26 protein-coding genes and 1 tRNA gene are annotated in these 25,817 nt (G+C 67.8%); 14 read left to right on the top strand and 13 right to left on the bottom strand.

Annotated elements, in window-relative coordinates; translation table 11 throughout:
* Positions 1 to 123 precede the first annotated feature (123 nt).
* Positions 124 to 984 carry a cytochrome c oxidase subunit 3 gene (locus MKD38_RS26580; RefSeq protein WP_252681757.1) on the top strand — a complete coding sequence of 287 codons (861 nt, stop codon included), beginning with the start codon at positions 124 to 126 and terminating at the stop codon, positions 982 to 984.
* A 142-nt stretch (positions 985 to 1,126) separates the two neighbouring features.
* Here the strand turns inward: MKD38_RS26580 and MKD38_RS26575 are convergent, their stop codons facing one another.
* The gene (locus MKD38_RS26575) at positions 1,127 to 1,336 is read right to left on the bottom strand and encodes a twin transmembrane helix small protein (RefSeq protein WP_012351630.1); all 210 of its coding nucleotides are present in this window, start codon (positions 1,334 to 1,336) and stop codon (positions 1,127 to 1,129) included.
* A 90-nt stretch (positions 1,337 to 1,426) separates the two neighbouring features.
* Here MKD38_RS26575 and MKD38_RS26570 point away from each other — a divergent pair, with 90 nt between their 5' ends.
* The 5 genes from MKD38_RS26570 (at position 1,427) to MKD38_RS26550 (ending at position 5,699) form a co-directional block, all read left to right on the top strand.
* Positions 1,427 to 2,182 carry an SURF1 family protein gene (locus MKD38_RS26570; RefSeq protein ID WP_252681755.1) on the top strand — a complete coding sequence of 252 codons (756 nt, stop codon included), beginning with the start codon at positions 1,427 to 1,429 and terminating at the stop codon, positions 2,180 to 2,182.
* A gap of 73 nt (positions 2,183 to 2,255) precedes the next feature.
* The gene (locus MKD38_RS26565; protein ID WP_252681752.1) at positions 2,256 to 2,906 is read left to right on the top strand and encodes an SCO family protein; all 651 of its coding nucleotides are present in this window, start codon (positions 2,256 to 2,258) and stop codon (positions 2,904 to 2,906) included.
* Positions 2,907 to 2,915: 9 nt separating this feature from the next.
* Positions 2,916 to 4,019, top strand: coding sequence for a COX15/CtaA family protein (locus MKD38_RS26560; RefSeq protein ID WP_252681750.1), 1,104 nt, complete (start codon positions 2,916 to 2,918; stop codon positions 4,017 to 4,019).
* Positions 4,016 to 4,960, top strand: a complete 945-nt coding sequence (cyoE, locus tag MKD38_RS26555) for a heme o synthase (RefSeq protein ID WP_092307488.1) — start codon at positions 4,016 to 4,018, stop codon at positions 4,958 to 4,960. Before MKD38_RS26560 ends, cyoE begins: the two co-directional genes overlap by 4 nt.
* A 118-nt stretch (positions 4,961 to 5,078) precedes the next feature.
* The gene (locus MKD38_RS26550) at positions 5,079 to 5,699 is read left to right on the top strand and encodes an SCO family protein (RefSeq protein WP_252681748.1); all 621 of its coding nucleotides are present in this window, start codon (positions 5,079 to 5,081) and stop codon (positions 5,697 to 5,699) included.
* A 101-nt stretch (positions 5,700 to 5,800) separates the two neighbouring features.
* Here the strand turns inward: MKD38_RS26550 and rpoH are convergent, their stop codons facing one another.
* On the bottom strand, positions 5,801 to 6,730 hold the full coding sequence (rpoH, locus tag MKD38_RS26545; protein WP_092307491.1) for an RNA polymerase sigma factor RpoH: 930 nt from the start codon (positions 6,728 to 6,730) through the stop codon (positions 5,801 to 5,803).
* A 342-nt stretch (positions 6,731 to 7,072) separates the two neighbouring features.
* Between rpoH and MKD38_RS26540 the strand changes: the two genes are divergently transcribed.
* Positions 7,073 to 7,948, top strand: a complete 876-nt coding sequence (locus MKD38_RS26540; RefSeq protein ID WP_252681746.1) for a pirin family protein — start codon at positions 7,073 to 7,075, stop codon at positions 7,946 to 7,948.
* An 18-nt stretch (positions 7,949 to 7,966) separates the two neighbouring features.
* Here the strand turns inward: MKD38_RS26540 and ybiB are convergent, their stop codons facing one another.
* From ybiB to MKD38_RS26515, 5 genes are all read right to left on the bottom strand, one after another.
* Positions 7,967 to 8,959, bottom strand: coding sequence for a DNA-binding protein YbiB (ybiB, locus tag MKD38_RS26535; RefSeq protein ID WP_252681744.1), 993 nt, complete (start codon positions 8,957 to 8,959; stop codon positions 7,967 to 7,969).
* A gap of 84 nt (positions 8,960 to 9,043) precedes the next feature.
* A complete protein-coding gene (locus MKD38_RS26530) occupies positions 9,044 to 9,847 on the bottom strand; it encodes an ABC transporter ATP-binding protein (RefSeq protein WP_252681743.1) in 804 nt (267 codons plus the stop codon).
* A 19-nt stretch (positions 9,848 to 9,866) separates the two neighbouring features.
* A complete protein-coding gene (gene ntrB / locus MKD38_RS26525) occupies positions 9,867 to 10,763 on the bottom strand; it encodes a nitrate ABC transporter permease (RefSeq protein WP_252681741.1) in 897 nt (298 codons plus the stop codon).
* Positions 10,764 to 10,794: 31 nt separating this feature from the next.
* Positions 10,795 to 12,123: a CmpA/NrtA family ABC transporter substrate-binding protein gene (locus MKD38_RS26520; protein ID WP_252681739.1), complete on the bottom strand. Its 1,329-nt coding sequence runs from the start codon at positions 12,121 to 12,123 to the stop codon at positions 10,795 to 10,797.
* A 403-nt stretch (positions 12,124 to 12,526) separates the two neighbouring features.
* Positions 12,527 to 13,165 carry an ANTAR domain-containing response regulator gene (locus MKD38_RS26515; protein WP_252681737.1) on the bottom strand — a complete coding sequence of 213 codons (639 nt, stop codon included), beginning with the start codon at positions 13,163 to 13,165 and terminating at the stop codon, positions 12,527 to 12,529.
* Between the two features lie 207 nt (positions 13,166 to 13,372).
* On the opposite strand from MKD38_RS26515, the gene MKD38_RS26510 reads away from it, so the two are divergent.
* Complete coding sequence (locus MKD38_RS26510) at positions 13,373 to 14,074, top strand: fumarylacetoacetate hydrolase family protein (protein ID WP_252681734.1); 702 nt, start codon at positions 13,373 to 13,375, stop codon at positions 14,072 to 14,074.
* A gap of 4 nt (positions 14,075 to 14,078) precedes the next feature.
* Positions 14,079 to 14,726, top strand: coding sequence for a maleylacetoacetate isomerase (gene maiA, locus MKD38_RS26505; RefSeq protein ID WP_252681731.1), 648 nt, complete (start codon positions 14,079 to 14,081; stop codon positions 14,724 to 14,726).
* Between the two features lie 68 nt (positions 14,727 to 14,794).
* Here the strand turns inward: maiA and ftsY are convergent, their stop codons facing one another.
* Entirely contained in the window at positions 14,795 to 16,000 is a 1,206-nt protein-coding gene (gene ftsY / locus MKD38_RS26500; RefSeq protein WP_252681728.1) for a signal recognition particle-docking protein FtsY, read from the bottom strand.
* Between the two features lie 227 nt (positions 16,001 to 16,227).
* Between ftsY and MKD38_RS26495 the strand changes: the two genes are divergently transcribed.
* The 5 genes from MKD38_RS26495 (at position 16,228) to MKD38_RS26475 (ending at position 20,944) form a co-directional block, all read left to right on the top strand.
* On the top strand, positions 16,228 to 17,784 hold the full coding sequence (locus MKD38_RS26495) for a M16 family metallopeptidase (protein ID WP_252681725.1): 1,557 nt from the start codon (positions 16,228 to 16,230) through the stop codon (positions 17,782 to 17,784).
* 10 nt (positions 17,785 to 17,794) lie between these two features.
* Positions 17,795 to 19,177, top strand: coding sequence for a M16 family metallopeptidase (locus MKD38_RS26490; protein ID WP_252681722.1), 1,383 nt, complete (start codon positions 17,795 to 17,797; stop codon positions 19,175 to 19,177).
* A 73-nt stretch (positions 19,178 to 19,250) separates the two neighbouring features.
* On the top strand, positions 19,251 to 19,898 hold the full coding sequence (gene rsmD, locus MKD38_RS26485; protein ID WP_252681718.1) for a 16S rRNA (guanine(966)-N(2))-methyltransferase RsmD: 648 nt from the start codon (positions 19,251 to 19,253) through the stop codon (positions 19,896 to 19,898).
* Between the two features lie 232 nt (positions 19,899 to 20,130).
* Positions 20,131 to 20,616 carry a pantetheine-phosphate adenylyltransferase gene (gene coaD, locus MKD38_RS26480; RefSeq protein ID WP_012351649.1) on the top strand — a complete coding sequence of 162 codons (486 nt, stop codon included), beginning with the start codon at positions 20,131 to 20,133 and terminating at the stop codon, positions 20,614 to 20,616.
* Positions 20,617 to 20,683: 67 nt separating this feature from the next.
* A complete protein-coding gene (locus MKD38_RS26475) occupies positions 20,684 to 20,944 on the top strand; it encodes a YfhL family 4Fe-4S dicluster ferredoxin (protein ID WP_115705728.1) in 261 nt (86 codons plus the stop codon).
* Positions 20,945 to 21,069: 125 nt separating this feature from the next.
* On the opposite strand, the gene MKD38_RS26470 is transcribed toward MKD38_RS26475, so the two are convergent.
* The 5 genes from MKD38_RS26470 to MKD38_RS26450 all read right to left on the bottom strand — a co-directional run bounded on the left by MKD38_RS26470 (position 21,070) and on the right by MKD38_RS26450 (position 25,771).
* Complete coding sequence (locus tag MKD38_RS26470) at positions 21,070 to 22,929, bottom strand: PhoX family protein (RefSeq protein WP_252681715.1); 1,860 nt, start codon at positions 22,927 to 22,929, stop codon at positions 21,070 to 21,072.
* A gap of 206 nt (positions 22,930 to 23,135) precedes the next feature.
* Complete coding sequence (gene pth / locus MKD38_RS26465) at positions 23,136 to 23,732, bottom strand: aminoacyl-tRNA hydrolase (RefSeq protein ID WP_252681712.1); 597 nt, start codon at positions 23,730 to 23,732, stop codon at positions 23,136 to 23,138.
* Positions 23,733 to 23,894: 162 nt separating this feature from the next.
* Complete coding sequence (locus MKD38_RS26460) at positions 23,895 to 24,512, bottom strand: 50S ribosomal protein L25/general stress protein Ctc (protein WP_115705734.1); 618 nt, start codon at positions 24,510 to 24,512, stop codon at positions 23,895 to 23,897.
* A 132-nt stretch (positions 24,513 to 24,644) separates the two neighbouring features.
* On the bottom strand, positions 24,645 to 25,598 hold the full coding sequence (locus tag MKD38_RS26455) for a ribose-phosphate pyrophosphokinase (RefSeq protein ID WP_062796633.1): 954 nt from the start codon (positions 25,596 to 25,598) through the stop codon (positions 24,645 to 24,647).
* 96 nt (positions 25,599 to 25,694) lie between these two features.
* Positions 25,695 to 25,771 (bottom strand) — tRNA-Gln (locus tag MKD38_RS26450).
* Positions 25,772 to 25,817: the final 46 nt, after the last annotated feature.

Here is a 25,817-nt window from a genome sequence, read left to right as displayed (position 1 = left end):
AAAAGCAGTCGCAGAACAAAGCAACCGCAGCGGCGGGGCCGGTCCAGAGGAGGCGGGCGGCCTGCAGTGCCAAGGCGGGGACAACGAATACTGAATCAAAGACTCTGAGCTGGAGATAAAAGAATGAGTGCGAATCGCGCAAACGCTCCGTACTACTTCGTACCGGGCCCGTCGCGCCACCCCATCACCGCGAGCTTCGGCCTGCTGATGACGGGTGCCGGCGCCGCCGGTTGGGTAAACGGGCAGCCCTGGGCGCCGTACCTGTGCGGCTTCGGCCTGCTGTGGTTCCTGTTCGTGCTCAAGAGCTGGTTTGGCGACGCCATCAGCGAGTCCGAAGGCGGCATGTACGGCAAGAACATCGACCTGTCGTTCCGCTGGTCGATGGGCTGGTTCATCTTCTCCGAGGTGATGTTCTTCGCCGCGTTCTTCGGCGCGCTGTTCTATGCCCGCGCCATCGCCATGCCGTGGCTGGGCGACCTGAACAACAAGATCCTGTGGCCCGACTTCGCCGCGGTATGGCCCAACACCGGCCCGGCCGGCGTGGTGGAAAACTTCCAGACCATGGGTCCGTGGCCGATCCCGACCATCAACACCGCGCTGCTGCTGATGTCGGGCGTGACGCTGACCTGGGCGCACCACGCGCTGCTGGCCGGCAAGCGCAGCCAGCTGATCCAGGGCCTGGCGCTGACCATCCTGCTGGGGGCGATCTTCATGGGCTTCCAGGTGTACGAGTACATGCACGCCTACGCGGACCTGAACCTGAAGCTGAGCTCGGGCATCTACGGCTCGACCTTCTTCCTGCTGACCGGCTTCCACGGTTTCCACGTGACCATGGGCGCGATCATGCTGGCGGTGGTGCTGATCCGCGTGCTGAAGGGGCACTTTACCCCGGAGCACCACTTCGCCTTCGAAGGCGCGGCCTGGTACTGGCACTTCGTTGACGTGGTGTGGCTGTTCCTCTACATCGTGGTGTACTGGCTGTAACCGGCTGCCGTACCGGCCGGCGGGCCCCGCGACCGAGCGGGACCGCCGGCGCCAACGCAAAAGAGAAACGCCGCAGGGGCCTGGCCAGCCTGCGGCGTTTGTCTTTTGCGGGCCCCGGTTGGAGCCGGCGCGGCGCGCCGGTTCAGGGCGCCATGCGGATGCCGGTGCTGTGGATCCAGCCCATCCAGCTCGAGAACAGGATGAACAGGAACAGCGCCACCGAGAAGCCCACGCGCAGCATCAGCGAGCGCATCATGTTGGGCGTCTTGCCGCGGTCGCGCATCATGAAGAACAAGGCCGAGGCCAGGCTGGCGATGATCAGGATGAAGGCGATGATGATGACAAAGCGCATGGCGGGGCGGGTTGGGGGCAGGCGCGGCGCGACGTGCGGCGCACAGGGCCATTATCGCACCGGCACGCGCTGCACAGTGCCGCAGGGCCGATGAGCTGGCGCCGCTTCGCCAGCCCATTGCCGTTGGCGGCCGCACTGGTCGTGATCGCGGTGACCTGTGCGCTGGGCAACTGGCAGCTTAATCGCGCGCATGAGAAGGAAGCGCGCGCCGCGCGGCTGCAGGCGCTGTCGGCGCAGCCGCCGGTGGTGCTGGGCACGGCGCCGCTGTCACAAGTTGTGACCGACCGCGCGGTGCGCGTGACCGGGCGCTTCGACGCATCGCGCACCATATTGCTGGATAATCGCCCCCACGGCACCGGCGGCCGCAGCGGCGACAGCCGCGCGGGCTTCCTGGTGGTGACGCCGCTGGTGATCGGCGCGGCGCCGGGCGAGGCCGGCGCCATACGTGCAGTGCTGGTGCTGCGCGGCTGGCTGCCGCGCGATGCCCGGGACCGCACCCGGATCGCGCCGTTTCCGACGCCCGCGGGCGAGGTGACCATCACCGGCACGGCACTGGCCGGCGTGCCGCGGGTCTATAGCCTGGGCCAGGAGGCCGCCGGCAGCAGGATTCGCCAGAACCTCGAGATCGCGCCGTATGCCGCCGAAACCGGGCTGGCCCTGCACCCGCTGGTGATCGAGCAACGCAACGATAGCGGCGACGGCCTGGCACGTGACTGGTTGCCAGCCGACGCCGGCGCCGAGCGCCACTATGGCTATGCCTTCCAGTGGTTCGGGCTGGCCGCGCTGACGCTGGTGCTGGTGGTCGTGCTGGGCTGGCGCCGCGCGCGCCGGCTGGCCGCACCCTGATCGAATGAATTGACCGCCCAGGCGCCGCGTACCGGTGCATGGGCTTGCCGAAGACAAAGGACAGACGTACTCCATGGCACAGCAAGACTCCGCTCCGGCCGCCGCGGCCTCGCCGCGCGACCCCCGCATCGACGCGCGCACGCGCCGTGGCCGCCTGCAGATGCTGATGCTGCTGCTGGTGTGCGCGTCGCCGGTGATCGCCTCCTACTTCACCTACTACGTGATCAAGCCGCGTGGCGGCGCCACCAACTACGGCGCGCTGGTCGACCCGCAGCGGCCGATGCCGCCGGTGCGCGTCACCGACGAGCAGGGCCAGGCCGTGCCGCTGGAGCAGTTCCGCGGCAAGTGGCTGCTGGTCAGCGCCGATCCGTCGGCCTGCGGCGAGGCCTGCGCCAAGAAGCTGTTCACCATCCGCCAGATCCGCGCCGGGCAGGGCCAGGACCGCCTGCGCATCGTGCCGGTGTGGCTGGTGACCGACGAGGGCAAGATCGACGAACGCCTGGTTGCCGCCTACAACGAGCCCTACGCCGGCGTGCGCTTCCTGCGCATCGACCGCCAGGCCGCGCAGCAGTGGCTGCCGGCCGAGCCGGGCAAGCGCGCCGAGGACACGCTGTTCCTGGTCGACCCGCTGGGCAACCTGATGATGCGTTTCCCGCAGGACCCTGACCCGAAGAAGATGAGCGGCGACCTGAAGAAGCTGCTCAAGGTCTCGCGCATCGGTTGAGGGGACGGCATGCTGCTGCAACTGGCCATCATCGGCGTCCTGATCGCGCTGTTCCCGCTGTCCTACGTGATGGTGAAGGGCGACCGCAACAAGTACCGCAAGCTTGCCTGGATCACGGCGTTCCTGACGCTGGACCTGATCATGTTCGGCAGCTTCACGCGGCTGACCGACTCCGGGCTGGGCTGCCCCGACTGGCCCGGCTGCTACGGGCATTCCAACCCGCATGCCGCGCTGGAGCCGATCCGCGCGGCCGAGACCGCGATGCCCAGCGGGCCGGTGACGCTGGCCAAGGCCTGGATCGAGATGATCCACCGCTACTTCGCCATGGCCGTCGGCGTGCTGATCATCACGCTGATGGTGCTGGCGTGGGTCAAGCGGCGCGAGCTGAAGCAGTCGCCGTGGTTCGCCACCGGCGTGCTGCTGCTGGTGTGCGTGCAGGGCGCCTTCGGTGCCTTCACCGTGACGCTGAAGCTGCAGCCGATCATCGTCGTCACGCACCTGATGCTGGGCATGGCGCTGCTGGCCGTGCTGATCCAGCTGGGCTCGCGCAACGACCCGCCGCACCCGGTCGCGCCGCAGGCGGCGCGGCTGCGCTGGCCGGTGCGCATCGGCCTGCTGCTGCTGGTGATCCAGATCTTCCTGGGCGGCTGGGTCAGCACCAACTACGCGGTGCTGGCCTGCACCGACTTCCCGCTGTGCAACGGCCAGCTGGTACCCGAGATGGACTTCCGCCATGGCTTCACGCTGTGGCGCCAGTTAGGCATGACGGCGGACGGCGACTACATCCCGCATGCGGCGCTGGTGGCGATCCACTGGGTCCATCGCGGCTTTGCCGTGATCGTGCTGGGCTACCTGGCATGGTTCGGCCTGCGCGCGCGCCGGCTCGAAGGGCTCGGCCGCGCCGCCGGCTGGCTGCTGGCGACGCTGGTGTTGCAACTGGCCACCGGGCTGTCCAATATCGTGTTCGACTGGCCGCTGGTAGCGGCGGTCGCGCATAACGGCGGCGCCGCGGTGCTGCTGCTGCTGTTGGTCCGTCTCCACTACAATATCGGGCTGACGACCCGGGCCGCCGGCGCCCCCGCTGCCGTGCCGAACGCCGCCCGCGCCACATGAAAGACAAGACTCCTTCCGTGGTTACCGCTACCCATCCCCATTCCCTGGGCAAGTTGAGCCGCATGCGGCACCTGGCCCGGCAATATGCCGCCCTGACCAAGCCGCGCGTGACGCAGCTGGCCGTGTTCTGCGCCATCATCGGCATGTTCCTCGCCACCCCCGGCATGGTGCCGTGGCCAGTGCTGATCGGCGGCGCCGCCGGCATCTGGCTGCTGGCCGGCGCGGCCTTCGCCATCAATTGCCTGGTCGAGCAGAAGATCGATGCGCTGATGCGCCGCACCGCCTGGCGCCCGTCCGCCACCGGCGAGATCACCACGCGCCAGACGCTGGTGTTCTCCGCCATCCTGGGCGGCGCGGGCATGTGGCTGCTGCACGTCTACGCCAACGACCTGACCATGTGGCTGACCTTTGCCACCTTCCTGGGCTACGCGGTGGTCTACACCATCCTGCTCAAGCCGGCCACGCCGCAGAACATCGTCATCGGCGGCCTGTCCGGCGCGATGCCGCCAGCGCTCGGCTGGGCCGCGGTCGCGGGCGAGGTGCCGGCCGAGGCGTGGTTCCTGGTGCTGATCATCTTCACCTGGACCCCGCCGCACTTCTGGGCGCTGGCGCTGTACCGCCGCGCCGATTACGCCAAGTCCGGGCTGCCGATGCTGCCGGTCACGCACGGCGAGCGCTACACGCTGCTGCATATCCTGCTGTACACGCTGGTGATGATCGCGGCGACGCTGCTGCCCTTCGTCTACGGCATGAGCGGCTACATCTACCTGGCCGCCGCGCTGGCGCTGGGCGCGGGCTTCCTGGCCTATGCCTGGAAGCTGTACCGCAACTATTCGGACGAACTGGCGCAGCGCACCTTCCGCTTCTCGATCCTGTACCTGTCGCTGCTGTTTGCCGCGCTGCTGATCGACCACTACTTCAAGTTCGTGCCGCAGGTCTGACCTGCGCCGGGGCATGCCCCGGCCCCGGCTGCGGCATCTTGCCGCGCCGGCGCGAGCCCGGCAGCATGATCGGCGATACTGCATGCTGTTTCCTTCTCATCCCTGACCCGTCCCCCGCATGCCACGCCTCAGCTCCGCTTCCGGCCTGTTCGCCGCCTTCCGCCGCTTTTCCCTGCTGGCCGCGCTGGCCCTGGCCGTTGCCGCCTGCGGACAGCAGAAGGCGTCGTTCCGCAATGTCGATATCACCGGCGCCGCCGACTTCGGCAAGGACTTCTCGCTGACCGACCACACCGGCAAGGTGCGCACCCTGGCCGACTACAAGGGCAAGGCGGTGGTGATGTTCTTCGGCTACACCCACTGCCCGGACGTCTGCCCCACCACCATGGCCGAACTGAAGGCGGTCGTGGAGCAGCTGGGGCCGGATGCGGACCGCGTGCAGGTGCTGTTCGTCACGGTCGACCCGGAACGCGATACGCAGGCGCTGCTGGCGCAGTACGTGCCCGCCTTCGATTCGCGCTTCGTGGGGCTGCGCCCGGCCGACGAGGCCGCGCTGCAGAAGCTGGCCAAGGACTTCAAGGTGTTCTACGCCAAGGTGCCGGGCAGCTCACCCAACAACTACACCGTGGACCACTCGGCCGGCAGCTATGTGTTCGACCCGCAGGGCAAGCTGCGGCTGTTCATTCGCCACGGCCAGGGTCCGGAACCCATCGCCCACGACCTGAAACAGCTGTTGTCCTGACGCAAGCGGGGTCCAAGGGTGCGGCATAACGTCGCACCAACGCTGCGCGCAACAAAAAAAGGCCGGTCCATGGACCGGCCTTTTGCATGGTTGCGGTGGGATCAGGCAAAGGCCTGCAGCGCGCCCTTCATCTTCTTCATCGCCGCCGCCTCGATCTGGCGGATGCGCTCGGCCGACACGCCGAACTCGTCGGCCAGCTCATGCAGCGTGGCGCCGCCCGAGCCGTCGTCCTCGACGTTGAGCCAGCGCGCCTCGATGATGCGGCGGCTGCGTTCGTCGAGCTTGCCCAGCGCTTCTTCCAGCCCCTCGACCTGCATGCGGTCGTGGCGCTTGGCTTCCATCACGCGGGTCGGCTCGTTGTGGTTGTCGGCCAGGTAGGCGATGGGGGCGAATTCCTCTTCGCCGTCGTCGACCTGCCCTTCGAGCGCCAGGTCGCCGCCCGACAGGCGGGTTTCCATCTCCATCACTTCTTCCGGCTTGACGTTCAGCTCGCGCGCGACGGCCTCGACCTGTTCCGGCGTGAAGGTGTGGCCGCCCTGCTTGTGGCTGCGCAGGTTGAAGAACAGCTTGCGCTGGGCCTTGGTGGTGGCCACCTTGACCATGCGCCAGTTCTTCAGCACGTATTCATGGATTTCCGCCTTGATCCAGTGCATCGCGTACGACACCAGGCGCACGCCCTGGTCCGGGTCAAAACGCTTCACCGCCTTCATCAGGCCGATATTGCCCTCCTGGATCAGGTCGGCGTGGGGCAGGCCGTAGCCGAGGTACTGGCGGGCGATCGACACCACCAGCCGCAGGTGCGACATCACCAGGCGGCGCGCTGCGTCGACGGAATCGTGGTCGCGCAGTTCGCGCGCAAGGCGTTGCTCTTCCTCTGCGGTCAGCAGCGGAATCCGGTGGACAGCCTGGATATAGCTGTCGAGGTTGCCCACGGTCGCCGGAAAGGTCAGCGCAAAGCTGCCCGTGTTCCGGGGCACCGTCGGCAGACGGTTGTTCGTCAGGGTTTGGTCGGCAGACAAGACTGCGTTCACTCAATGGCTCCTTTCGCGTCCGGCGGTTCGGTTGCCGGTGCGCCGCGGCCCTTGGGGGATCGGCGGCACTGCAACACATCTTAGCACTCTGGCCGGGTGAGTGCTAATTGGAGTTCCGATGACCACGATAGTTCCCGGGTATCGCTTTGCCTGTTTGGATAGGCAGGAGGATGATAAAGAGACGGCAACGATACCGCTGCCATCGCGCACTGGTAGTTAGAGCCCAGCGGGGCAAAGGGGTTCTGCCCGGCGCTGCAATGCACTGTTCCAGCACCGGCTACACTCGACCGGCGGGCGGCGCACTGGCATGCTTGCGAGCCTCTCTTATCGATCGGAGGAGTTATGTCTGCTATCGAACACTTGCTTAAGCCGCATGTGCGCGACCTGGGCGATTTCACCGTGCGCCGGCTGCTGCCGGCCGCGGCAACCCAGACCGTCGGGCCGTTTATTTTCTTCGACCATATGGGGCCGGTGCAGCTGCCGCCGGGCCAGGGCGCCGATGTGCGTCCGCATCCCCATATCGGCCTGGCCACGGTCACCTATCTCTTCGAGGGCGAGATCATCCATCGCGACAGCCTGGGCAGCGACCAGGCGATCCGCCCCGGCGACGTCAACTGGATGACCGCCGGTCACGGCATCGTGCACTCGGAGCGTTCACCCGAGCATGTTCGCCCAGAGGGCGCACGCCTGCATGGCATCCAGACCTGGGTGGCGCTGCCGCAGCAGCATGAGGGCGCCGAGCCGTCGTTCTTCCACCATCCCGCCGCGACCCTGCCGCGCATCGAGCGGCCCGGCCTGCGCATGGTGGTGATTGCCGGCGATGGGTTCGGCCAGACCTCGCCGGTCAAGGTCTTCAGCCGTACCCTGTACGTCGCGATCGAACTGGACGCAGGGGCCAGCGTGGAGATTCCCGCCGACCACGCCGAGCGCGGCATCTATCCGGTCGACGGGGCGGTCTCGCTCGACGGCGAGCCGCTGCCGGCGGAGCACATGGTGGTGCTCACGCCGGGCCAGCCGGCGACGCTGACGGCCACGGCGCCGTCGCGGGTGATGCTGCTCGGCGGCGACCCGACCGACGGGCACCGCTTTATCTACTGGAACTTCGTCGCCAGCAGCAAGGTGGCGATCGAGGCCGCGGCCCAGCGCTGGGAGGACGACCAGTTCCCGCACGTGCCGGGCGAGACCGAGCGCATTCCGCTGCCCCCGCGCAAGCCGTGACGGTTGTCGCCGGGCCGCTCAGACCGGGCTGGCCCAGGTCACGCGCGTGCCCTGGCGCAGGCATTCGCGGATGGCCTCGATCTGGATGGTGATGGGCGCGGGCACCGGCACCGCGCCGTCCAGCACGCGCCGGATCCAGGCCACGGTCAGGCCGGCATCGCTGCCCGGCGGCAGTTCCGGCACGTCGCCGATCGAGCCTCCGGCCTGGCCCACCAGCGTCTGCTGATGGCCTTCATGCAGCCAGTCGATGCGGCCGGTGCGCCGGGCATCGGCCACCACCTCGCCCTCGGTGCCGCGCGCCAGCAGCACGTTGGCGGGTTCGTGCGAGAAGTAGTCGGTCAGCGTCTCGCGGTATTCGGGGTGGGTGTAGCTGTACAGCCGCAGGCCTTCGGCGGGCGTGTGCTCGCCCACCGGCTGCAGCATCTTGGCCACCGTATGCGACGAATTGCGCAGGCCGATCACGGTGCGCCGCTCCAGCAGGCGCGACAACCCGGGCGACAGCACATCCACCGGCAGCACCGCCAGCGGGCCATTGCCGTCGCCATCCCGCAGCTTTGCCGACGCTTCGTCGGTGCTCGCGCACAGGGGCACGCCCAGCGCCTCGAACAGCGCCATGCTGGTCACGCGGCCCTCGAACTCGCGCGTGCCGTGCACCAGGACGGGGATGCCTTCGCGGGCCAGCAGCAGTGCCAGCAGCGGCACCAGGTTGGGCTGCTTGCGCGCGCCGTTGTAGCTGGGAATCACCACCACCTGCCGGTCCGGCGGCGCCGGCAGCGGCTGGCAGTGCGCATGGGCGGCCTCCAGCATGCCGGCCAGCTCGTGCGGCGCCTCGCCCTTGATGCGATACGCCATCAGGATGGCGCCGAGTTCCAGGTCGGACACGCGCCCGGCCAGCATGGCGTCGAACAGGGCCTGCGCGTCCTCGCGCGGCAGCGCGCGCGCGCCGTTGACGCCGCGGCCGATCTCCTTGATATAGCGGGCGGCGGGAAATGGGGCGACGGTGGTGGTCATGGCGGCGTGGGGTAGTGTGTTCTGGGTTCATGATAGCGGAGCACGGCGGCCGCGCCCATGGCCGCCTGGCGCGCCGCTACACCGCTACGCCGCTTCCTGCAGCGCCGGATTGCGCTGCTTGCGGTAGAGGAAGTCCAGCACCGCGGTGCGGCAGCCGTGGTAGGCCGGATCGTCCGCCAGCGCCACGCGCTCGCGCGGGCGCGGCAGGTCCACCGCGAGGATTTCGCCGATGGTGGCGGCCGGGCCGTTGGTCATCATCACGATGCGGTCGGCCAGCAGCACGGCCTCGTCGACGTCGTGCGTCACCATCACCACCGTGCTGCGCGTGCGCGCCACGATCTTGATCAGCTCGTCCTGCAGGTGCGCCCGCGTGAGCGCATCGAGCGCGCCGAAGGGCTCGTCCATCAGCAGCACCTTGGGCGCCATCGCCAGCGCGCGGGCAATGCCGACGCGCTGCTTCATGCCGCCGGAAATCTCGTGCGGATATTTGCCTTCGGCGTGGCTCAGGCCCACCAGCGCCAGCGTGTCGTGCGTGCGCGCCCTGAGCTGCGCCTTGTCCTCGCTGGCCGCGAACACACGCTCGACGCCGAGGTAGACGTTCTCGAAACAGGTCAGCCACGGCAGCAGCGAATGGTTCTGGAATACCACCGCGCGCTCCGGTCCGGGCCCGGCGATTTCGCGCCCGGCGCAGATCAGCGCGCCCGTGGTGGGCGTGGCCAGTCCCGCCAGCAGGTTCAACAGCGTGGACTTGCCGCAGCCGGAGTGGCCGATCAGCGTGATGAACTCGCCCTCGGCGATGTGCAGGTCGATGTCGCGCAGCGCGACGAACGGGCCCTTGCGGGTCTTGAAGGTCTGGCCGACGTTTTCGATGCTGACGAACTTGTCCATGGCGTTTCTCCCGGTCGGATCAATGGGTGCCGTAGCTGAAGCGCCGGGCCAGCGCCAGCAGCGAATGTTCCAGCAGCAGGCCGATCAGGCCGATGACGAAGATGGCGATCACGATGTGCTCGACCTTCAGGTTGTTCCACTCGTCCCACAGCCAGAAGCCGATGCCGGTGCCGCCGGTGAGCATCTCGGCCGCGACGATCACCAGCCAGGCCGTGCCGATTGACAGCCGCACGCCGGTCAGCATGTAAGGCAGTACCGCTGGCAGCAGCACGCGCGTGAACACTTTCCACTCGGACAGGTCGAGCACGCGCGCCACGTTCAGGTAGTCCTGCGGCACGCGCGTGACGCCCACCGCGGTGTTGATCACCATCGGCCAGATCGAGCAGATGAAGATTGCCCAGATCGCGGCGGGGTTGGCGGCCTTGAACAGCAGCAGCCCGATCGGCAGCCATGCCAGCGGCGATACCGGGCGCAGCAGGCTTATCACCGGCGCGGTCATCGCGTTCAGGAAGGCGAAGCGCCCGATCACGAAGCCGGCCGGGATGCCGACCAGCGCGGCCAGGCCGAAGCCCGCCGCCACGCGCGCCAGCGACGCCAGCACATTCCAGCCGATGCCCTGGTCATTGGGCCCGTTGCGGTAGAACGGGTCGGCAAACAGCGGCACCGCGGCGTTCCATGTCGCGCCAGGGGTGGGAATGGCCGGGATCATGGTGGCGATGCCGTGCCAGGCCAGCACGAACAGGGCGAAGCCCAGCAGCGGCGGCACCGCCTTGAGCACCAGCGCGGCGGCGGCCTCGCGGCGTGCCGCGCGCCGTGCCTGCGCGGAGATTTCCTGTTCGCGCCGGCGTGTCCGTTCCTTGGTGTCGGGGTCGGCTGCGGCTGCGGCTTCGGGTGTGGTGTGGGCAATGGCATTCACGTCGGGCTCCTTTGGTCAGGGGCACTGCGGATCAGGCGGCAAGCGCGCTGCCGGCCTTGATCTTGAAACCGTCGGCGTAGGCTTTCGGGTCCTTGCCGTCCCAGACCACGCCGTCGATCAGCTTCGAGCTGCGCATGTCGCTCCTGGGCAGCGGCACCTGCGCGGCGGTGGCGGCCTGCTTGTAGATGTCGATGCGGTTGACCTGCCTGGCCACGGCGAGGTAATCCGGGTGGGCCTTGAGCAGGCCCCAGCGCTTGTGCTGCGTCAGGAACCACATGCCGTCGGACAGGAACGGGAAGTTCGCGTTGCCGTCCTGGTAGAACTTCATCGCGTCGGGATCATCCCAGGTCTTGCCGAGCCCGTTGGTGTAGCGGCCCAGCATGCGGTCGAGGATGATGTCCATGTCGGTGTTGACATAGGACTTGGCGGCGATGGTCTCGGCGGTCTTGCGGCGGTTGGAGGCCGATGCATCGATGAACTTCGACGCCTCCAGCACCGCGGCCACCATCGCGCGCGCCGTGTTGGGATACTTCTGCACGAACTCGGCCGTGGTGCCCAGCGTCTTTTCCGGATGGTTTTTCCAGATCGCCTGCGTGGTCTCGGCAGTAAAGCCGATCTTGTCGGCAATCGCGCGCGCGCCCCACGGCTCGCCCACGCAGAAGCCGTCCATATTGCCCACGCGCATGTTGGCCACCATCTGCGGCGGCGGCACCGTGATGGCCTTGGCGTCCTGCATCGGGTTGATGCCGTTGGCAGCCAGCCAGTAATACAGCCACATCGCGTGCGTGCCGGTCGGGAAGGTCTGGGCGAAGGTGTAGTCGCGCTTTTCCTTCATCATCAGCGCCTTCAGGCTGGCGCCGTCGCGGACGCCTTTCTCGGCCAGCTTGGACGACAGCGTGATGGCTTGGCCATTGTGGTTCAGGCTCATCAGCACGGCCATGTCTTTCTTCGGCCCGCCGATGCCGAGCTGCACGCCATAGACCAGGCCGTAGAGCACATGGGCCGCGTCCAGCTCGCCGTTGACCAGCTTGTCGCGCACGCCCGCCCACGAGGCTTCCTTGGTCGGCGTGATCTTGATGCCGTACTTCTTGTCGAGCCCCAGCGTGGCCGCCATCACCACCGAGGCGCAGTCGGTCAGCGGGATAAAGCCGATGCGCACCTCGGTCTTCTCCGGCGCGTCGGAGCCCGCGGCCCAGGCGCCGGCGCGCACCAGCGGATCGACCAGCGTCATCACGCTGGCACCGGCGATGGTGGCCAGCGCACGGCGCCGGCCGCTGCTGGCCGGTACCGCGTCGGCAGCGGCGTCGGAGTTCTGGACGGCTGCGTGCAGCGGCCTGGCATGGCTGAGGCGAGAGGGCATTGCATGGCTCCAAGAAAAAAACGTCCCCTGGCGCGGCCGGCTTCGCCAGAAGACCGGTGCGCTGCGGGGACGCCGTTGTCCGTGACGTGACGCGGCCTGCGTTGGCCGTGTCCGCCTGAATTGTCGATCGGCCGCCGTTGGCCGATGCCTGCATGACGCAAGGCGTATGCCAGCACTGTGCGGTGCAGCATTTCGGGGAGTGTTGTACCGGAACGGGGCGGAATGGACGAGGTCGGTGCGTACGTGACGCGGTCTGGACACGTTCACCGCAGTCCCGCGGCAATGGATCAGCGAAGCGGGAATGCGGCGTGGTGCCACGAACGTGCAGCGCACCAGCCGCGTGCGGCGTTGCACCGCAACGGCCGGCGCCGGGCGTTCAGCCCCGACGTGCAGCCCCCGACGTTCAGCCCATCACGTCGATCACGCGCTGGGCGGCATCGACCAGCTTCAGCCCGCGTTCCATCGCCATGCTGCGCAGGCGCTTGTAGGCGTCTTCCTCGCTGAGCCCGCGCGCCTGCATCAGCAGGCCCTTGGCGCGCTCCACCACCTTGCGCTCGGCCAGCTTCAGCCGCGTGGCGTCGAGTTCGGCGCGCAGCTGCTGGTCCAGCTCGAAGCGTGCATAGGCGACGTCGAGCACGGTCTTGACCCGGTCCGCGCGCAGGCCGTCGACGATATAGGCGGTAATGCCCGCGCTCAGCGCGGCCTTGATGCGCTGGCTGTCGTCGTTGTCGGTGAACAGCACGATCGGGCGCGGTGCATGCTGGGTCGAGACGCATACGTGCTCGATGGTGTCGCGCGCGGCGGACTCGGACGCGATGATCAGCATGTCGGGCTGGCTGGCGGTGATCACGTCGGGCAGCCGCAGGTCGGCGTCGACGATCTGGATCTCGGTGAAGCCCGCGTTCACCAGCCCGCTGCGGATGGTTTCGACGTTCAGGGGATCGGCGTCGAGCGGGTCGCGCACGAGCAGGATGCGCAGCACCCGGCTGGTGGGGGCCGCGGCTGCCGGGGTGGTCGTGGGGGGCGGATGGCGTCGTGTCATGGCTGGCTCTGTTGCAGTGCGCCATGCAAGATTCGCGCCGGCAGCGCCAGGGATGGCGCCCCAGTCCGGTGCGGCGGCGCTGCGAGCGTGCCTGGATTCATTGTATGCGGCCGTACGCAGGCCCCGGCCCGCGGTGTATCCTGTTGCCCTGCTGCGCCCGGCACCGGGCCCTGTCGCAGCCCCGATCAGAACTATCTGGAGAGATGCATGACCGAATTCGTGTTCGCCCCGCCCGCGCCCGTCGGCGTGCCTGTGCGCGGCAGCCACGCCAGCTTTCCGGTCCGGCGCGTGTACTGCGTCGGCCGCAACTATGCCGCCCATGCCCGGGAAATGGGTTCGGACCCCGACCGCGAGCCGCCGTTCTTCTTCTGCAAGCCGTCCGATGCGGTCAGCTACGTCGCCGACGGCGCCGAAGGCGCCTTCCCGTACCCGCCGGGCACCAGCAACTGCCACTATGAAGTGGAGCTGGTGGTGGCGATCGGCAAGGGCGGCCGCGACATCCCGGTCGAGCAGGCTGCCGGCCACGTGTTCGGCTATGCCGTGGGCCTGGACATGACCCGCCGCGACCTGCAGAACGAATCGAAGAAGACCGGGCGCCCGTGGGAGACCGGCAAGGCCTTCGACCGCTCCGCGCCGATCGGCCCGATCGTGCCGGTCGCGGCCATCGGCCATCCGGAGAAGGGCGAGGTCGCGCTGTCGGTCAACGGCGTCGAAAAGCAGCGCGGCGATCTCTCGGACCTGATCTGGTCGGTGCCGGAGATGGTGTCGTACCTGTCGAAACTGTTCGAGCTGCAGCCCGGCGACCTGATCTTCAGCGGCACGCCCGAGGGCGTGGGGCCGGTGGTCAAGGGCGATGTCATGCAGTGCCACGTCGGCGGCGTGGGCGATCTCACCATCAAGGTAGTCTGAACCGATGCTCAAGCTTTACAGCTATTTCCGCAGTTCGGCCTCGTTCCGCGTGCGTATCGCGCTGGAACTGAAGGGCCTGTCCTATGACTACGTGCCGGTGCACCTGCTCAAGGAAGGCGGCCAGCAGCTCAAGCCGGAGTTCCGCGCGGTGAACCCCGACGGCCTGGTGCCGGCGCTGGTCGATGGCGAGCACGTGCTGCAGCAATCGCTGGCCATCGTCGAGTACCTGGACGAGGTCCATCCCGAGCCGAAGCTGCTGCCCGGCACGGCGCTGGACCGCGCCTATGTGCGCGGCCTGGCGCAGGAGATCGCCTGCGAGATCCATCCGCTGAACAACCTGCGCGTGCTGAAGTACCTGAAGCACACGGTGGGCGTGACCGACGAGGTCAAGGATGCCTGGTACCGCCACTGGATCGAGCTCGGCTTCGCCTCGCTGCAAGCCAACCTGGAGCGCAGCGGCAAGGCCGGGCGTTTCTGCTTTGGCGACACGCCCACGCTGGCCGACCTGTGCCTGGTGCCGCAGGTGTTCAACGCGCAGCGCTTCCATATCGACGTGGCGCGCTATCCGTTGATCGCGAAGATCTATGAAGCGTGCATGGCGCTGCCGGCATTCCAGAAGGCGGAGCCGAAGTCGCAGCCCGACGCGGAATAGTATTTCGCGCCCTGCAAGCAAAAACGCCCCGGAACTGCCGGGGCGTTTTGTCTTGCAGGAGGCGGGATTTAACCCAGCAGTGCCTCGGCGAACTCCTCCGCCTTGAACGGCTGCAGGTCTTCCACCTTCTCGCCGACGCCGATGAAGTAGACCGGCACCGGGCGCTGGCGCGCGATCGCCGCCAGGATGCCGCCCTTGGCGGTGCCGTCGAGCTTGGTCACGATCAGCCCGGTAAGGCCCAGCGCGTCGTCGAAGGCGCGGGTTTGCTGCAGGGCGTTCTGGCCGGTATTGGCGTCGATCACCAGCAGCACCTCGTGCGGCGCGCTCGGCATGGCCTTGCTGATCACGCGCTTGACCTTCTTCAGCTCTTCCATCAGGTGCAGCTGCGTCGGCAGACGCCCGGCGGTGTCGGCCATGACGATGTCGATGCCGCGCGCCTTGGCGGCGTTGACGGCGTCGAAGATCACCGCCGCGGGGTCGCCGCTTTCCTGCGCCACCACGGTGACGTTGTTGCGTTCGCCCCAGATCGCCAGCTGCTCGCGCGCGGCGGCGCGGAAGGTGTCGCCGGCGGCCAGCAGCACCTTCTGGTCATAGCGCTGGAAGTGCTTGCACAGCTTGCCGATGCTGGTGGTCTTGCCGGCGCCGTTGACGCCCGCGATCATCATCACCAGCGGCTGCTCGCGGCCCAGCGCCATGGTCTTTTCGAGCGGGCGCAGCAGCTGCGTCAGCAGCTCGCGCAGCGCCGCCTTGACGCCCTCGGCGGTTTCGATGCGCTCGGACCTGACGCGCTTGCGCAGCTCGCCCAGCAGGTATTCGGTGGCCTCGACGCCGGCGTCGGCCATCAGCAGCGCGGTTTCCAGTTCCTCGAACAGGTCCTCGTCGACCTTGACGCCGACGAACAGCGTGCCGAGGTTGCGGCTGGTCTTGGACAGGCCGGTGCGCAGGCGCTGCATCCAGCCCTGCCTGGCTTCCGCGCTGGGGGCGGGCGGCGGCACCAGTTCCAGCGCCTCGGCTGCCACCGGCGCCGGCGCGGGCGGAGGCACTTGTGCCGGCACAGGGACGGGCACGGGAACCGGCACGGGCGCAGGGGCGGGCGAGGGCGTCGGCGTCGGGGACGGGGACGGGGACGGGGACGGTGCCGGGGCAGGCGCGGGCACCTCGGGCGCGGGGGCCGGGGCTGGCGCGGGCGCCTCGACGGGGGCCTCTACTGGCGCCTCCACTGGCGCCTCGACGGGCGCCGGCTCGGCCTTGCGCTTCTTCCAGAAACTAAACATTGGGGAACGGGGTCAATACCGGGGCCGAAACCCTGGCGGCAGCCACTGCCGCAAGCAACCGGTGATTAATCAATGGGTTACGCAGGCCTCGCGATGGCTGGGGAGAAACCGTTGTGGTCCCGGCCGGCGATTGCGTATAGTTCGCTACATGAGTTCACTACATGGCAGATTCGCGCGCAGCGTCGCGCACGCGAATCGATCGGCAAAATTTTAGCAGACGGGGTCGCATGAACCATTGCGCTGTCATGACCGCAACGGGCGCACCGGGCGCACCGGGCCGCAACGCCACCGCCCAAACGCGCAGCCAACGCCACGCACCGCCCTTGCAGGCGCCATCCGCCCGCGCCGCGCGACTGGCGCGGCGTGTCATTCCCACGCTGCTGCTGGCGCTGCTGCCGTGGTCGCTGCCCGCGGCGGCGCAGGGCGTGGTGGCCTCGCCGATGCCGGGTGCGCAGACCGCCCCCGCTGGCGCTACCGCCCACGGCACGACCGAATACCGCCTGTCCAACGGCCTGCGGCTGATCGTCAAGGAAGACCACCGCGCCCCGACGGTGGCGCACCAGGTCTGGTACCGCGTGGGCGGCATCGACGAGGTCAGCGGCACCACCGGCGTGGCCCACATGCTGGAACACATGATGTTCAAGGGCACGCCCAAGGTCGGCGTGGGCGAGTTCTCGAAGCAGGTGGCGGCCCTGGGCGGGCGCGAGAACGCCATGACCAACCGCGACTTCACCATGTACTACCAGCAGATCGGCAAGCAATACCTGCCGAAGATGATGGAGCTGGAAGCCGACCGCATGTCCAATCTCGTCATCACCAAGGACGAGTTCGAGCGCGAGATGAAGGTGGTGATGGAAGAACGCCGCCTGCGCACCGACGACTCCGCGCGCGGCACGGTCTATGAGCAGCTGCTGGCCACGGTCTACACCGCTGCCGCCTACCGCCACCCGGTGATCGGCTGGATGGACGACCTGGTCAACATGCGCGTCGACGACGTCAAGGACTGGTATCGCCACTGGTATGTGCCGAACAACGCCACGGTGATCGTCACCGGCGACGTCAGGGCCGACGAAGTGCGCGCGCTGGCCGAACGCTACTACGGCAAGCTCAAGCCGCGCGCGCTGCCGGCGCGCAAGGACCAGGAAGAGCCGGCGCAGAAGGGCATCAAGCGCATCTGGGTCAAGGCGCCCGCCGAGAACCAGTACATGGTGATGGCCTACAAGGTGCCGCGCCTGCGCGACGTCGAGAAAGACGTCGACCCCTATGCGCTCGAGGTGCTGGCGGCCGTGCTCAACGGCTACGACAACGCGCGCCTGACCCGCGAACTGGTGCGCGAGCAGCGCCTGGCCGACGACGTCAATGTCGGCTATGACAGCATCAACCGCGGCGAGTCGCTGTTCGTGCTCGACGGCACGCCGGCGGCGGGCCACAACACCGACGAGATCGAGCGCGCCCTGCGCACGGAGATCCAGCGCATCGCCCGCGAAGGCGTGTCGCCGGAAGAGCTCAAGCGCGTCAAGGCGCAGGTGGTGGCCGGCCAGATCTACAAGCGCGATTCGGTATTCGGGCAGGGCATGGAGATCGGCGTGTCCGAGATCTCGGAGATTTCCTGGCGCCAGATCGACCGCATGCTCGACAAGATCAAGGCTGTCACGCCGGCGCAGGTACAGGCTGTCGCCGCGAAGTATTTCAACGACGACAACCTGACCGTGGCCACCCTGGTGCCGCAGCCAATCGATCCTAACAAGCCCAAGTCCCAGGCCCCGTCGGGCCTGCGCCACTGAGAACAAGGCGATGACCCAGTCCGTCACTTCCGCGCCGCGCCCGCTGCGCAAACTGGCCGGCGCCGCGTTGGGCGCCGTGGTGCTGCTGGCCGCGCAGCTGGCGCAGGCGGCGATCCCGATCGAACACTGGACCGCGTCCACCGGCGCCCGCGTGTTCTTCGTGCACAGCCCGTCGATCCCGATGCTCGATATCAATATCGACTTCGATGCCGGCAGCCGCTATGACCCGCAAGGCAAGGCCGGGCTGGCCACGCTGACCGCGGCCCTGCTCGACAAGGGCGCCGCCGCGCAGGACGGCCAGCCGGCGCGCGACGAGGCCAGGATTGCCGATGCCTTTGCCGATACCGGGGCCGCCTTCGGCGGCGCGGCCGGCGGCGACCGCGGCGGCATCGGGCTGCGTACCCTGACCGCGCAGCCGGAGCTGGACCAGTCGGTCGCGCTGGCGGCGCAGCTGATCAAGGCGCCGACCTATCCCGATGCCGTGGTCGGGCGCGAGAAGCAGCGCCTGATCACCGCCATCCGCGAAGCCGACACCAAGCCGGGCGTGATCGCCGACAAGGCGCTGGCCCGGGCCATGTATCCCGACCATCCCTACGGCGTCGCCGCGACCCCCGAGAGCGTGGCGTCGATCACGCGCGACGACATCGTCGGTTTCTGGCGCGACAACTACGGCGCGCAGCGCGCGGTGGTGACGCTGATCGGCGCGGTCGACCGCAAGCAGGCCGAGGCCATCGCCGAGCAGTTGACGCGCGGGCTGCCGCCCGGCCGCGCCGCCCCGGCGCTGCCGCAGGTGAAACTGAAGATCGCGCCCAGCGAGCAGCGCCTGCCGCACCCGGCGCAGCAGTCCAGCGTGGCGCTGGGCCAGCCGGCGATCGCGCGCGGTGACCCTGACTATTTCGCGCTGCTGGTGGGCAACTACGTGCTCGGTGGCGGCGGCTTCAGCTCGCGCCTGACCGACGAAGTGCGCGAGAAGCGCGGCCTGACCTACGGCGTGGACAGCTATTTCGCGCCGTCCAAGCAGCCGGGGCCGTTCGGCATCAGCCTGCAGACCAAGAAGGCGCAGACCGACGAGGCGCTGGCGCTGGTGCGCCAGGTGCTGACGCGCTTTGTCGCCGAAGGCCCGAGCGAGAAGGAACTGCGCGCGGCCAAGGACAACCTGGTCAACGGCTTCCCGCTGCGCATCGACAACAACCGCAAGCTGCTGACCAACGTGGCCAATATCGGCTGGTACGGGCTGCCGCTCGATTACCTCGATACCTGGACCGCGCAGATCGGCAAGGTCACGCGCGAACAGGTACGGGCGGCGTTCCAGCGCCATGTGCACCCGGACAATATGGCCACGGTGATCGTTGGCGGGCCGGTGGGCGCCGCGCCCACGGCTTCGCGGCAGTGATGCTGGCGGTTACGGTGAGGGTGACGGCGGCATCGCCCGCGGCGGAGCCCGCCGCAGGCTCTACAATCACGGCATGAATTCGCGTTCCCGCTTGCCCTCGCCCGCGCCTCGCGGGCGATCTCCCGTCTCTCCCGTGCCGCGCCAGGCACCCGCGCAGGTCCGCATCATCGGCGGACGCTGGAAGCGCACGCTGCTGCCGGTGCCTGACGCCCAGGGCCTGCGGCCCACCCCCGACCGCGTGCGCGAGACCCTCTTCAACTGGCTGGGCCAGGACCTGTCCGGGCTGGAATGCCTGGACCTGTTCGCCGGCTCCGGCGCGCTCGGCTTCGAGGCCGCCTCGCGCGGCGCGGCCGTGGTGACGCTGATCGAGTCCAATGCGCGCGTGGCCAGGCAATTGCGCGACAACGTGACCCGGCTCGATGCCGGACAGGTGCGCGTGCTGCAAGGCGACGCCTTCGCCATTGCCGCGCAGCTGCCGGATGCCAGCTTCGACGTGGTGTTCCTGGATCCGCCGTTCGCGGAAGACTGGATCGGCCCGTCGCTGGCGCACGCGGCGCGGCTGTCGCGGCCGGGCGGGGCGGTCTATGTCGAGACCGACCACCCGCTGACCGGCGCCGATGCGCCGGTGCCGGCCTCGCTCGAGATCGTGCGGCATGCGCGCGCCGGAGCGGTGCATTTCCACCTGCTGCAGCACCGCGTGCCGGGCAACGGCGCCGGCTGATCCGCAGATCGGTGGCGCGGCGGTTCCGGAACGGGGAAGGGCCCCTTCCTGATTGCCGAACCGGTTCTTGGGTGCACTGCCGCAAAACGGTGCCTCCGGCGACTTCCAAGCGGGGCATTTAGGGTTACACTACGCCGCTGTCACAACGCTCGCGACGCAGCACCCACGCCGGCCCGGCCGGCGCAAGAGGCGGCCCTTCCACGGCCGGCAGCGGGCAGATCAAGGAGGAAGTATGGTCAGCGCGGTCTATCCCGGCACCTTCGATCCAATGACCCGGGGACACGAGGATCTAGTCCGCCGTGCGTCGAATATCTTCGACGAACTGGTGGTCGGCGTGGCGCACAGCCCCAACAAGCGCCCGTTCTTTTCGCTCGAAGAGCGCATCAGCATTGCCCGCGAAGTGCTCGGGCACTATCCCAACGTGCGGGTCGAGGGCTTTTCCGGACTGCTCAAGGATTTCGTGCGCAAGAACAATGCACGCGTGATCGTGCGTGGTCTGCGCGCGGTGTCCGACTTCGAGTACGAGTTCCAGATGGCCGGCATGAACCGCTACCTGCTGCCCGACGTGGAGACCATGTTCCTGACCCCGTCCGATCAGTACCAGTTCATCTCGGGCACCTTCGTGCGCGAGATCGCGGTGCTGGGCGGCGACGTCAGCAAGTTCGTGTTCCCGTCGGTGGAACGCTGGCTGCAAGAGAAAATCGCCAAACCGGAATAAAATACGGCTTCAGACACGTCAGACCGCGGCCAGTCGGGCGCGGGCGTGTCCGCAGGAAGGAAACACCATGGCGCTGATGATCACCGACGACTGCATCAACTGCGACGTTTGTGAACCCGAGTGCCCGAACGAAGCCATTTCGATGGGGCCCGAGATCTATGAAATCGACCCCAACAAGTGCACCGAGTGCGTCGGGCACTTCGACGAGCCGCAATGCCAGCAGGTCTGCCCCGTCGCATGCATTCCCAAGGACCCCAACCGCGTCGAGACCCATGAGGTCTTGCTGCAGCGGTACCGGCTGCTGACGGCGGCCCGGCACGCGGCCTGACACCGGCCAGGCCTGGCCAAAGCTCGTTATCCCGGCTTCTGCCGCGCAAAAAAAGCCCCCGACACCGCAAGGTGACGGGGGCTTAACCTTTCCCCAATTACTACGGTTACTGCCTACTGCACTGGTCAGGCACCGATCGGCTTGCCGTCGGCACGGCGCACCACGATGGTCGACGAGCGCGGCGGCTTGGCCGCGTCCGGCCACTTGCCATTCGGGTGCTGGATGTTGATGAAGCAGGTGGTCAGGTCCGGCGTGTAGGCGATGCCGGTGATCTCGCAACCGGTCGGGCCCGCCAGGAAGCGCTTCGACTGGCCCGTCGGCGAGATGTAGTACATGCTGTTGTTGCCGAAGGTGCCGGTGTAGGTGGCGCTGGTGCTCGAATCGGTCTGCACCCACAGGCGGCCCTTGGGATCGACGCGCAGGCCGTCCGGGCTGGAGAAGGTGTCGCCGTTGATGTTGCCCTTCAGGTTGTCCGTGGCCAGCGACGGGTCGCCGGCCTGCAGCAGGATGCTCCAGGTGAAGGTCGTGGCCAGCGGCGAATTGCCGGCTTCATTCCACTTGACGATATGGCCGTGCAGGTTGTTCTTGCGCGGGTTGGCGGCGTCGGTCTGCTGGCGGCCGCTGTTGTTCGTCAGCGTGCAGTAGAGCGTGTTGTCCAGTGCCGCGGTGATCCACTCGGGGCGGTCCATCAGCGTGCCGCCAGCCACGCGCGCGGCCGACTTGGTGTTGATCAGCACGTCTGCCTGGGTGGCGAAGTCGACCGTGGTCGGTGCCGGCGTTACCGCCGACTGGGTCCAGTTGCCCGGGTCCGAGGCACCGACGGTCAGGCCGTTCTTGCCCTGCGACAGTTCGATCCACTGGCCGCTGCCGTCGGCGTTAAACTTCGCCACGTACAGCGTGCCGGTGTCCAGCAGGTTGGCGTTGGCGGCGCGGTTGTTCGGATCGAACGCCTTGCTCGGCACGAACTTGTAGATGCAGCCCGGGGTGCCGTCGTCGCCCATGTAGAAGGCCACGTTGTTGTTGGCGTCGGTGATGTAGGCGACGTTCTCGTGGTCGAAGCGGCCCATCGCGGTGCGCTTGGCCGGCGCGCCCAGCGTGCCGTACGGGTCGATCTCCACCACCCAGCCGTAGCCGTTGTCGGCCTGGGTCGGGTCGATGTAGTTGTCGGTGCTTTCCTCGCAGGTCAGGTAGGTGCCCCACGGAGTGTGGCCGCTCGAGCAGTTGTTGAGCATGCCGACCACGGTTGCGCCGACCACCGGCGCGGCGGGGCCGCCGACGCGGTACAGCGTGTTGCCGGTGTAGCGCTTGTTGTAGATCGAGTCGCGCTTGACCTGCCACTTGCCGCTGGCGGCCAGTTCCACTTCGATCACGGAAATACCGACCGCCGACAGGGCGATGCGTTTCTGCTCCGGGCTCGCGGTGGCGGCATCGTAGGCGGTCGGGAACAGGATGCTGTAGTCCGGCAGCTCGTGGTTGATCGCCAGCAGGCCGCCCTTGAGCGGATCGACGCCCGGCAGCGCGAAGTAGTGCATGCCGTCGTGGTTGCCGCCGGCCTGGCGCTCGGTCTCGGCCGACGACTGGAAAGCGCCGGCATAGCCGGTGGCGCCGGCTTCGACCGGGTCGCCGGCGGAGAACAGCACGTCGACGCTGTAGCCGCTGGGCACCACCACGGTGTCGGCGGTGGACTTGGCGATCGGCTCGAAGGTGACCTCGTAGCTCGGCGTGGCCGGTGCCGGGGCCGGAGCGGGTGCCGGGGCAGGGGCCGGTGCGGGCGCCGGAGCCGGAGCGGGATCGTCATCGCCGCCGCAGGCGGCCAGCAGGCCGCTGCCGAATGCCGACACCAGCGACAGGCCCAGGCCGCCGCGCAGCACCCGGCGGCGGGCCGGGTTGGCGGCGACGATGTCCTCGAGCATCTGGCCGGGCACGTCAACGTCGGGCTTGGCGGCGCGGCTTGCGGCGCGCGCTTCGTCGGTCAGGTACGACATGGGCTTTCCTCCTGTGGGATGTCATGCGCATCGGCAACCATGCGATACCGACGCGATTGGAAACCCCGCAATGTAGGTGGTGCCCATGGCACTTTGATGACACTATGTCTGCAACTGCAGACCGGTGCGGCCAAACGACGACGGGCCGCGATTGGGGCCCGTTTTCATGCTGCTGTCGCAGAAATATGCTGGCTGGGGTGCGGCGCTCAGCGCGCGGTATGCAGCTGCGCCATGGCGCGCTCGGCATCGCCGCGCGCCAGCAGGCCGAGCGGCTCGATGCAGCGGTCGATCGCGCCATCGATGGCTTCCTGCTCCTCGCGCCGCGGTGGCTTGAGCACGAAGTTGACCACGTCCTCGCGGCCCGCGCCGGCACCGCCGGGCGCATTGCGCGGATGGCCCACGCCCAGGCGCAGGCGCCAGTAGTCCTGCGTGCCCAGATGGGCCGAGATGTCCTTCAGGCCGTTGTGGCCGCCCGCGCCGCCGCCGCGCTTGAGCTTGGCGGCACCGGCGGGCAGGTCCATCTCGTCATGCACGACCACGATCTCGCCGGGCAGGATCTTGTAGAAGCGCGCCAGCGACACCACCGCCAGGCCGGAGCGGTTCATGAAGGTCGACGGCTTGAGCAGCCAGACCTCCTGGTCCCAGAGCCGTGCGCGCGCGGCCAGCCCATGGAAGCGGCCCTCCACGCGCAGCGTGGCGCCGCCCATGCGGGCCAGCTGGTCCACCAGCCAGAAGCCGGCGTTGTGTCGGGTGGCCTCGTACTCCGCACCGGGATTGCCGAGGCCGACGATAAGCTTGATCATGCGTGTGACTGTGTCGTTGGCGCGCGGGACTGCGCCACAGGCGCCAAGGATACCGAAAAACCGGCAGTCCGCTGCCGGGCGAAAAAAAACCGCCGCAAGAGCGGCGGTTTCTTCGTGGCGCGGCCCGCGGGCCGCCACCGGTGCGGCAGCTCAGGCAGCCGCTCAGGCAGCCGGGGTTTCGCCAGCGGCTTCGCCGCCTTCGGCTGCTTCCGACACGGCACCAGCCGGTTGCGAGATGCTGGCAATGGCCGGGTTGTCGTCACCGTGGGTGATCACGGTCAAGCCCTTCGGCAGCTTCAGGTCGGACAGGTGCAGGGTCTGGCCCAGTTCCATCGCGCCGACGTCCACTTCGATGAACTCGGGCAGGTCGGCCGGCAGGCACGACACTTCCAGGTCGTTGACGATGTGGTTGACCAGGCCGTGGCCCAGCTTCACGCCAGGAGCGGTTTCCTGGTTCATGAAGTGCAGCGGCACCTTGACGTGGATCTTGTCGTTGGCCGACACGCGCTGGAAATCGACGTGCAGCACCAGCGGCTTGAACGGGTGCATCTGGAATGCGCGCAGCAGCGCCTTTTCCGACTTGCCAGCGACTTCCAGGTCGAGGATCGACGAGTGGAACGCTTCCTTCTTCAGGGCGTGCCACAGGGCGTTGTGATCCAGTTCGATCATCTTCGGCTCGGCGGCGCCGCCGTAGATGATGCCGGGGGTCTTGCCCGAATTGCGCAGGCGGCGGCTCGCACCCGTTCCCTGTACGCTACGCTCGAAAGCGACAACTTTCATGATGACTCCAAAAGTAAGAAGGCTGTCCGCGACCAGACAGCCTCGTTGCGGCGCAAAGGCAAAAATATGCGCCGATCAAATCACGTTGATCACCAGACAACGATGATCAACGCAGTAAAGCCTTAAATTCTATCAGGAACCCGCGAACAGCGACATGATCGAGTCGCCCTTGACGATGCGGGTGAAGGTCTCGGCCAGCAGCGGGGCGGTCGAGAGCTGACGGATCTTGGTGCACTTGGCCGCTTCTTCGGACAGCGGGATGGTGTCGCACACCACCACTTCGTCCAGCGCCGAATCCGCGATGCGGGCCGCCGCGCCGCCCGACAGCACGGGGTGCGTGCAGTAGGCGAAGACCTTCAGCGCGCCGCGCTCCTTCAGCACCTGGGCGGCCTTGCACAGCGTGCCGCCGGTGTCGATCATGTCGTCCATGATGACGCAGTTGCGCCCTTCGACTTCACCGATGATGTTCATCACCTCGGCCACGTTGGCCTTGGGACGACGCTTGTCGATGATGGCCAGGTCGCAGTTCAGTTCCTTGGCCAGCGCGCGGGCACGGACCACGCCGCCAACGTCCGGCGAGACCACCAGCAGGTCGCCGTAGTTCTTCTCGCGCAGGTCGCCCAGCAGTACCGGCGAAGCGTAGATGTTGTCGACCGGGATATCGAAGAAGCCCTGGATCTGGTCGGCGTGCAGGTCCATCGTCAGCACGCGCTCGACGCCGGCGACTTCCAGCATGTTGGCCACGACCTTGGCCGAGATGGCCACGCGCGCCGAACGCGGGCGGCGGTCCTGGCGGGCATAGCCGAAATAGGGCATGGCGGCGGTGATGCTGCGTGCCGAGGCGCGCTTGAGCGCGTCGACCATCACCATCAGTTCCATCAGGTTGTCGTTGGTCGGCGCGCAGGTGGACTGCAGCACGATGACGTGCTTGCCGCGAACGTTTTCCTGGATCTCGACCTGGACTTCACCGTCGGAGAAACGGCCAACCTGGGCCTTGCCCAGCGGAATGCCGAGGTGCTGTACGACAGCCTCCGCGAGTTTGGGGTTGGCGTTGCCGGTAAATACCATCAAGCCTTCGCTGCTCATTCGGGGCACCTGTCTTGCTGCTGGGGGAGCTTGGTGTCACCGGCGAAGCCGGTGACTTGGAGATATCGTGTTCCGTTAGGACACTATAGGAAGTAATGGCAGGGGAAGAAGGATTCGAACCTTCGAATGCCGGAATCAAAATCCGGTGCCTTGACCAACTTGGCGACTCCCCTACACAACCGGGCCGTTCTCGTGGTACCAACCTGCCGTACCGCGCCG

It is taken from the genome of Cupriavidus sp. WGlv3, assembly GCF_023952475.1.
Classification (GTDB): Bacteria; Pseudomonadota; Gammaproteobacteria; order Burkholderiales; family Burkholderiaceae; genus Cupriavidus; species Cupriavidus phytorum.
Note: the sequence above shows the minus strand (reverse complement) of the source record. Positions and strands in the feature narration are given on the sequence as shown.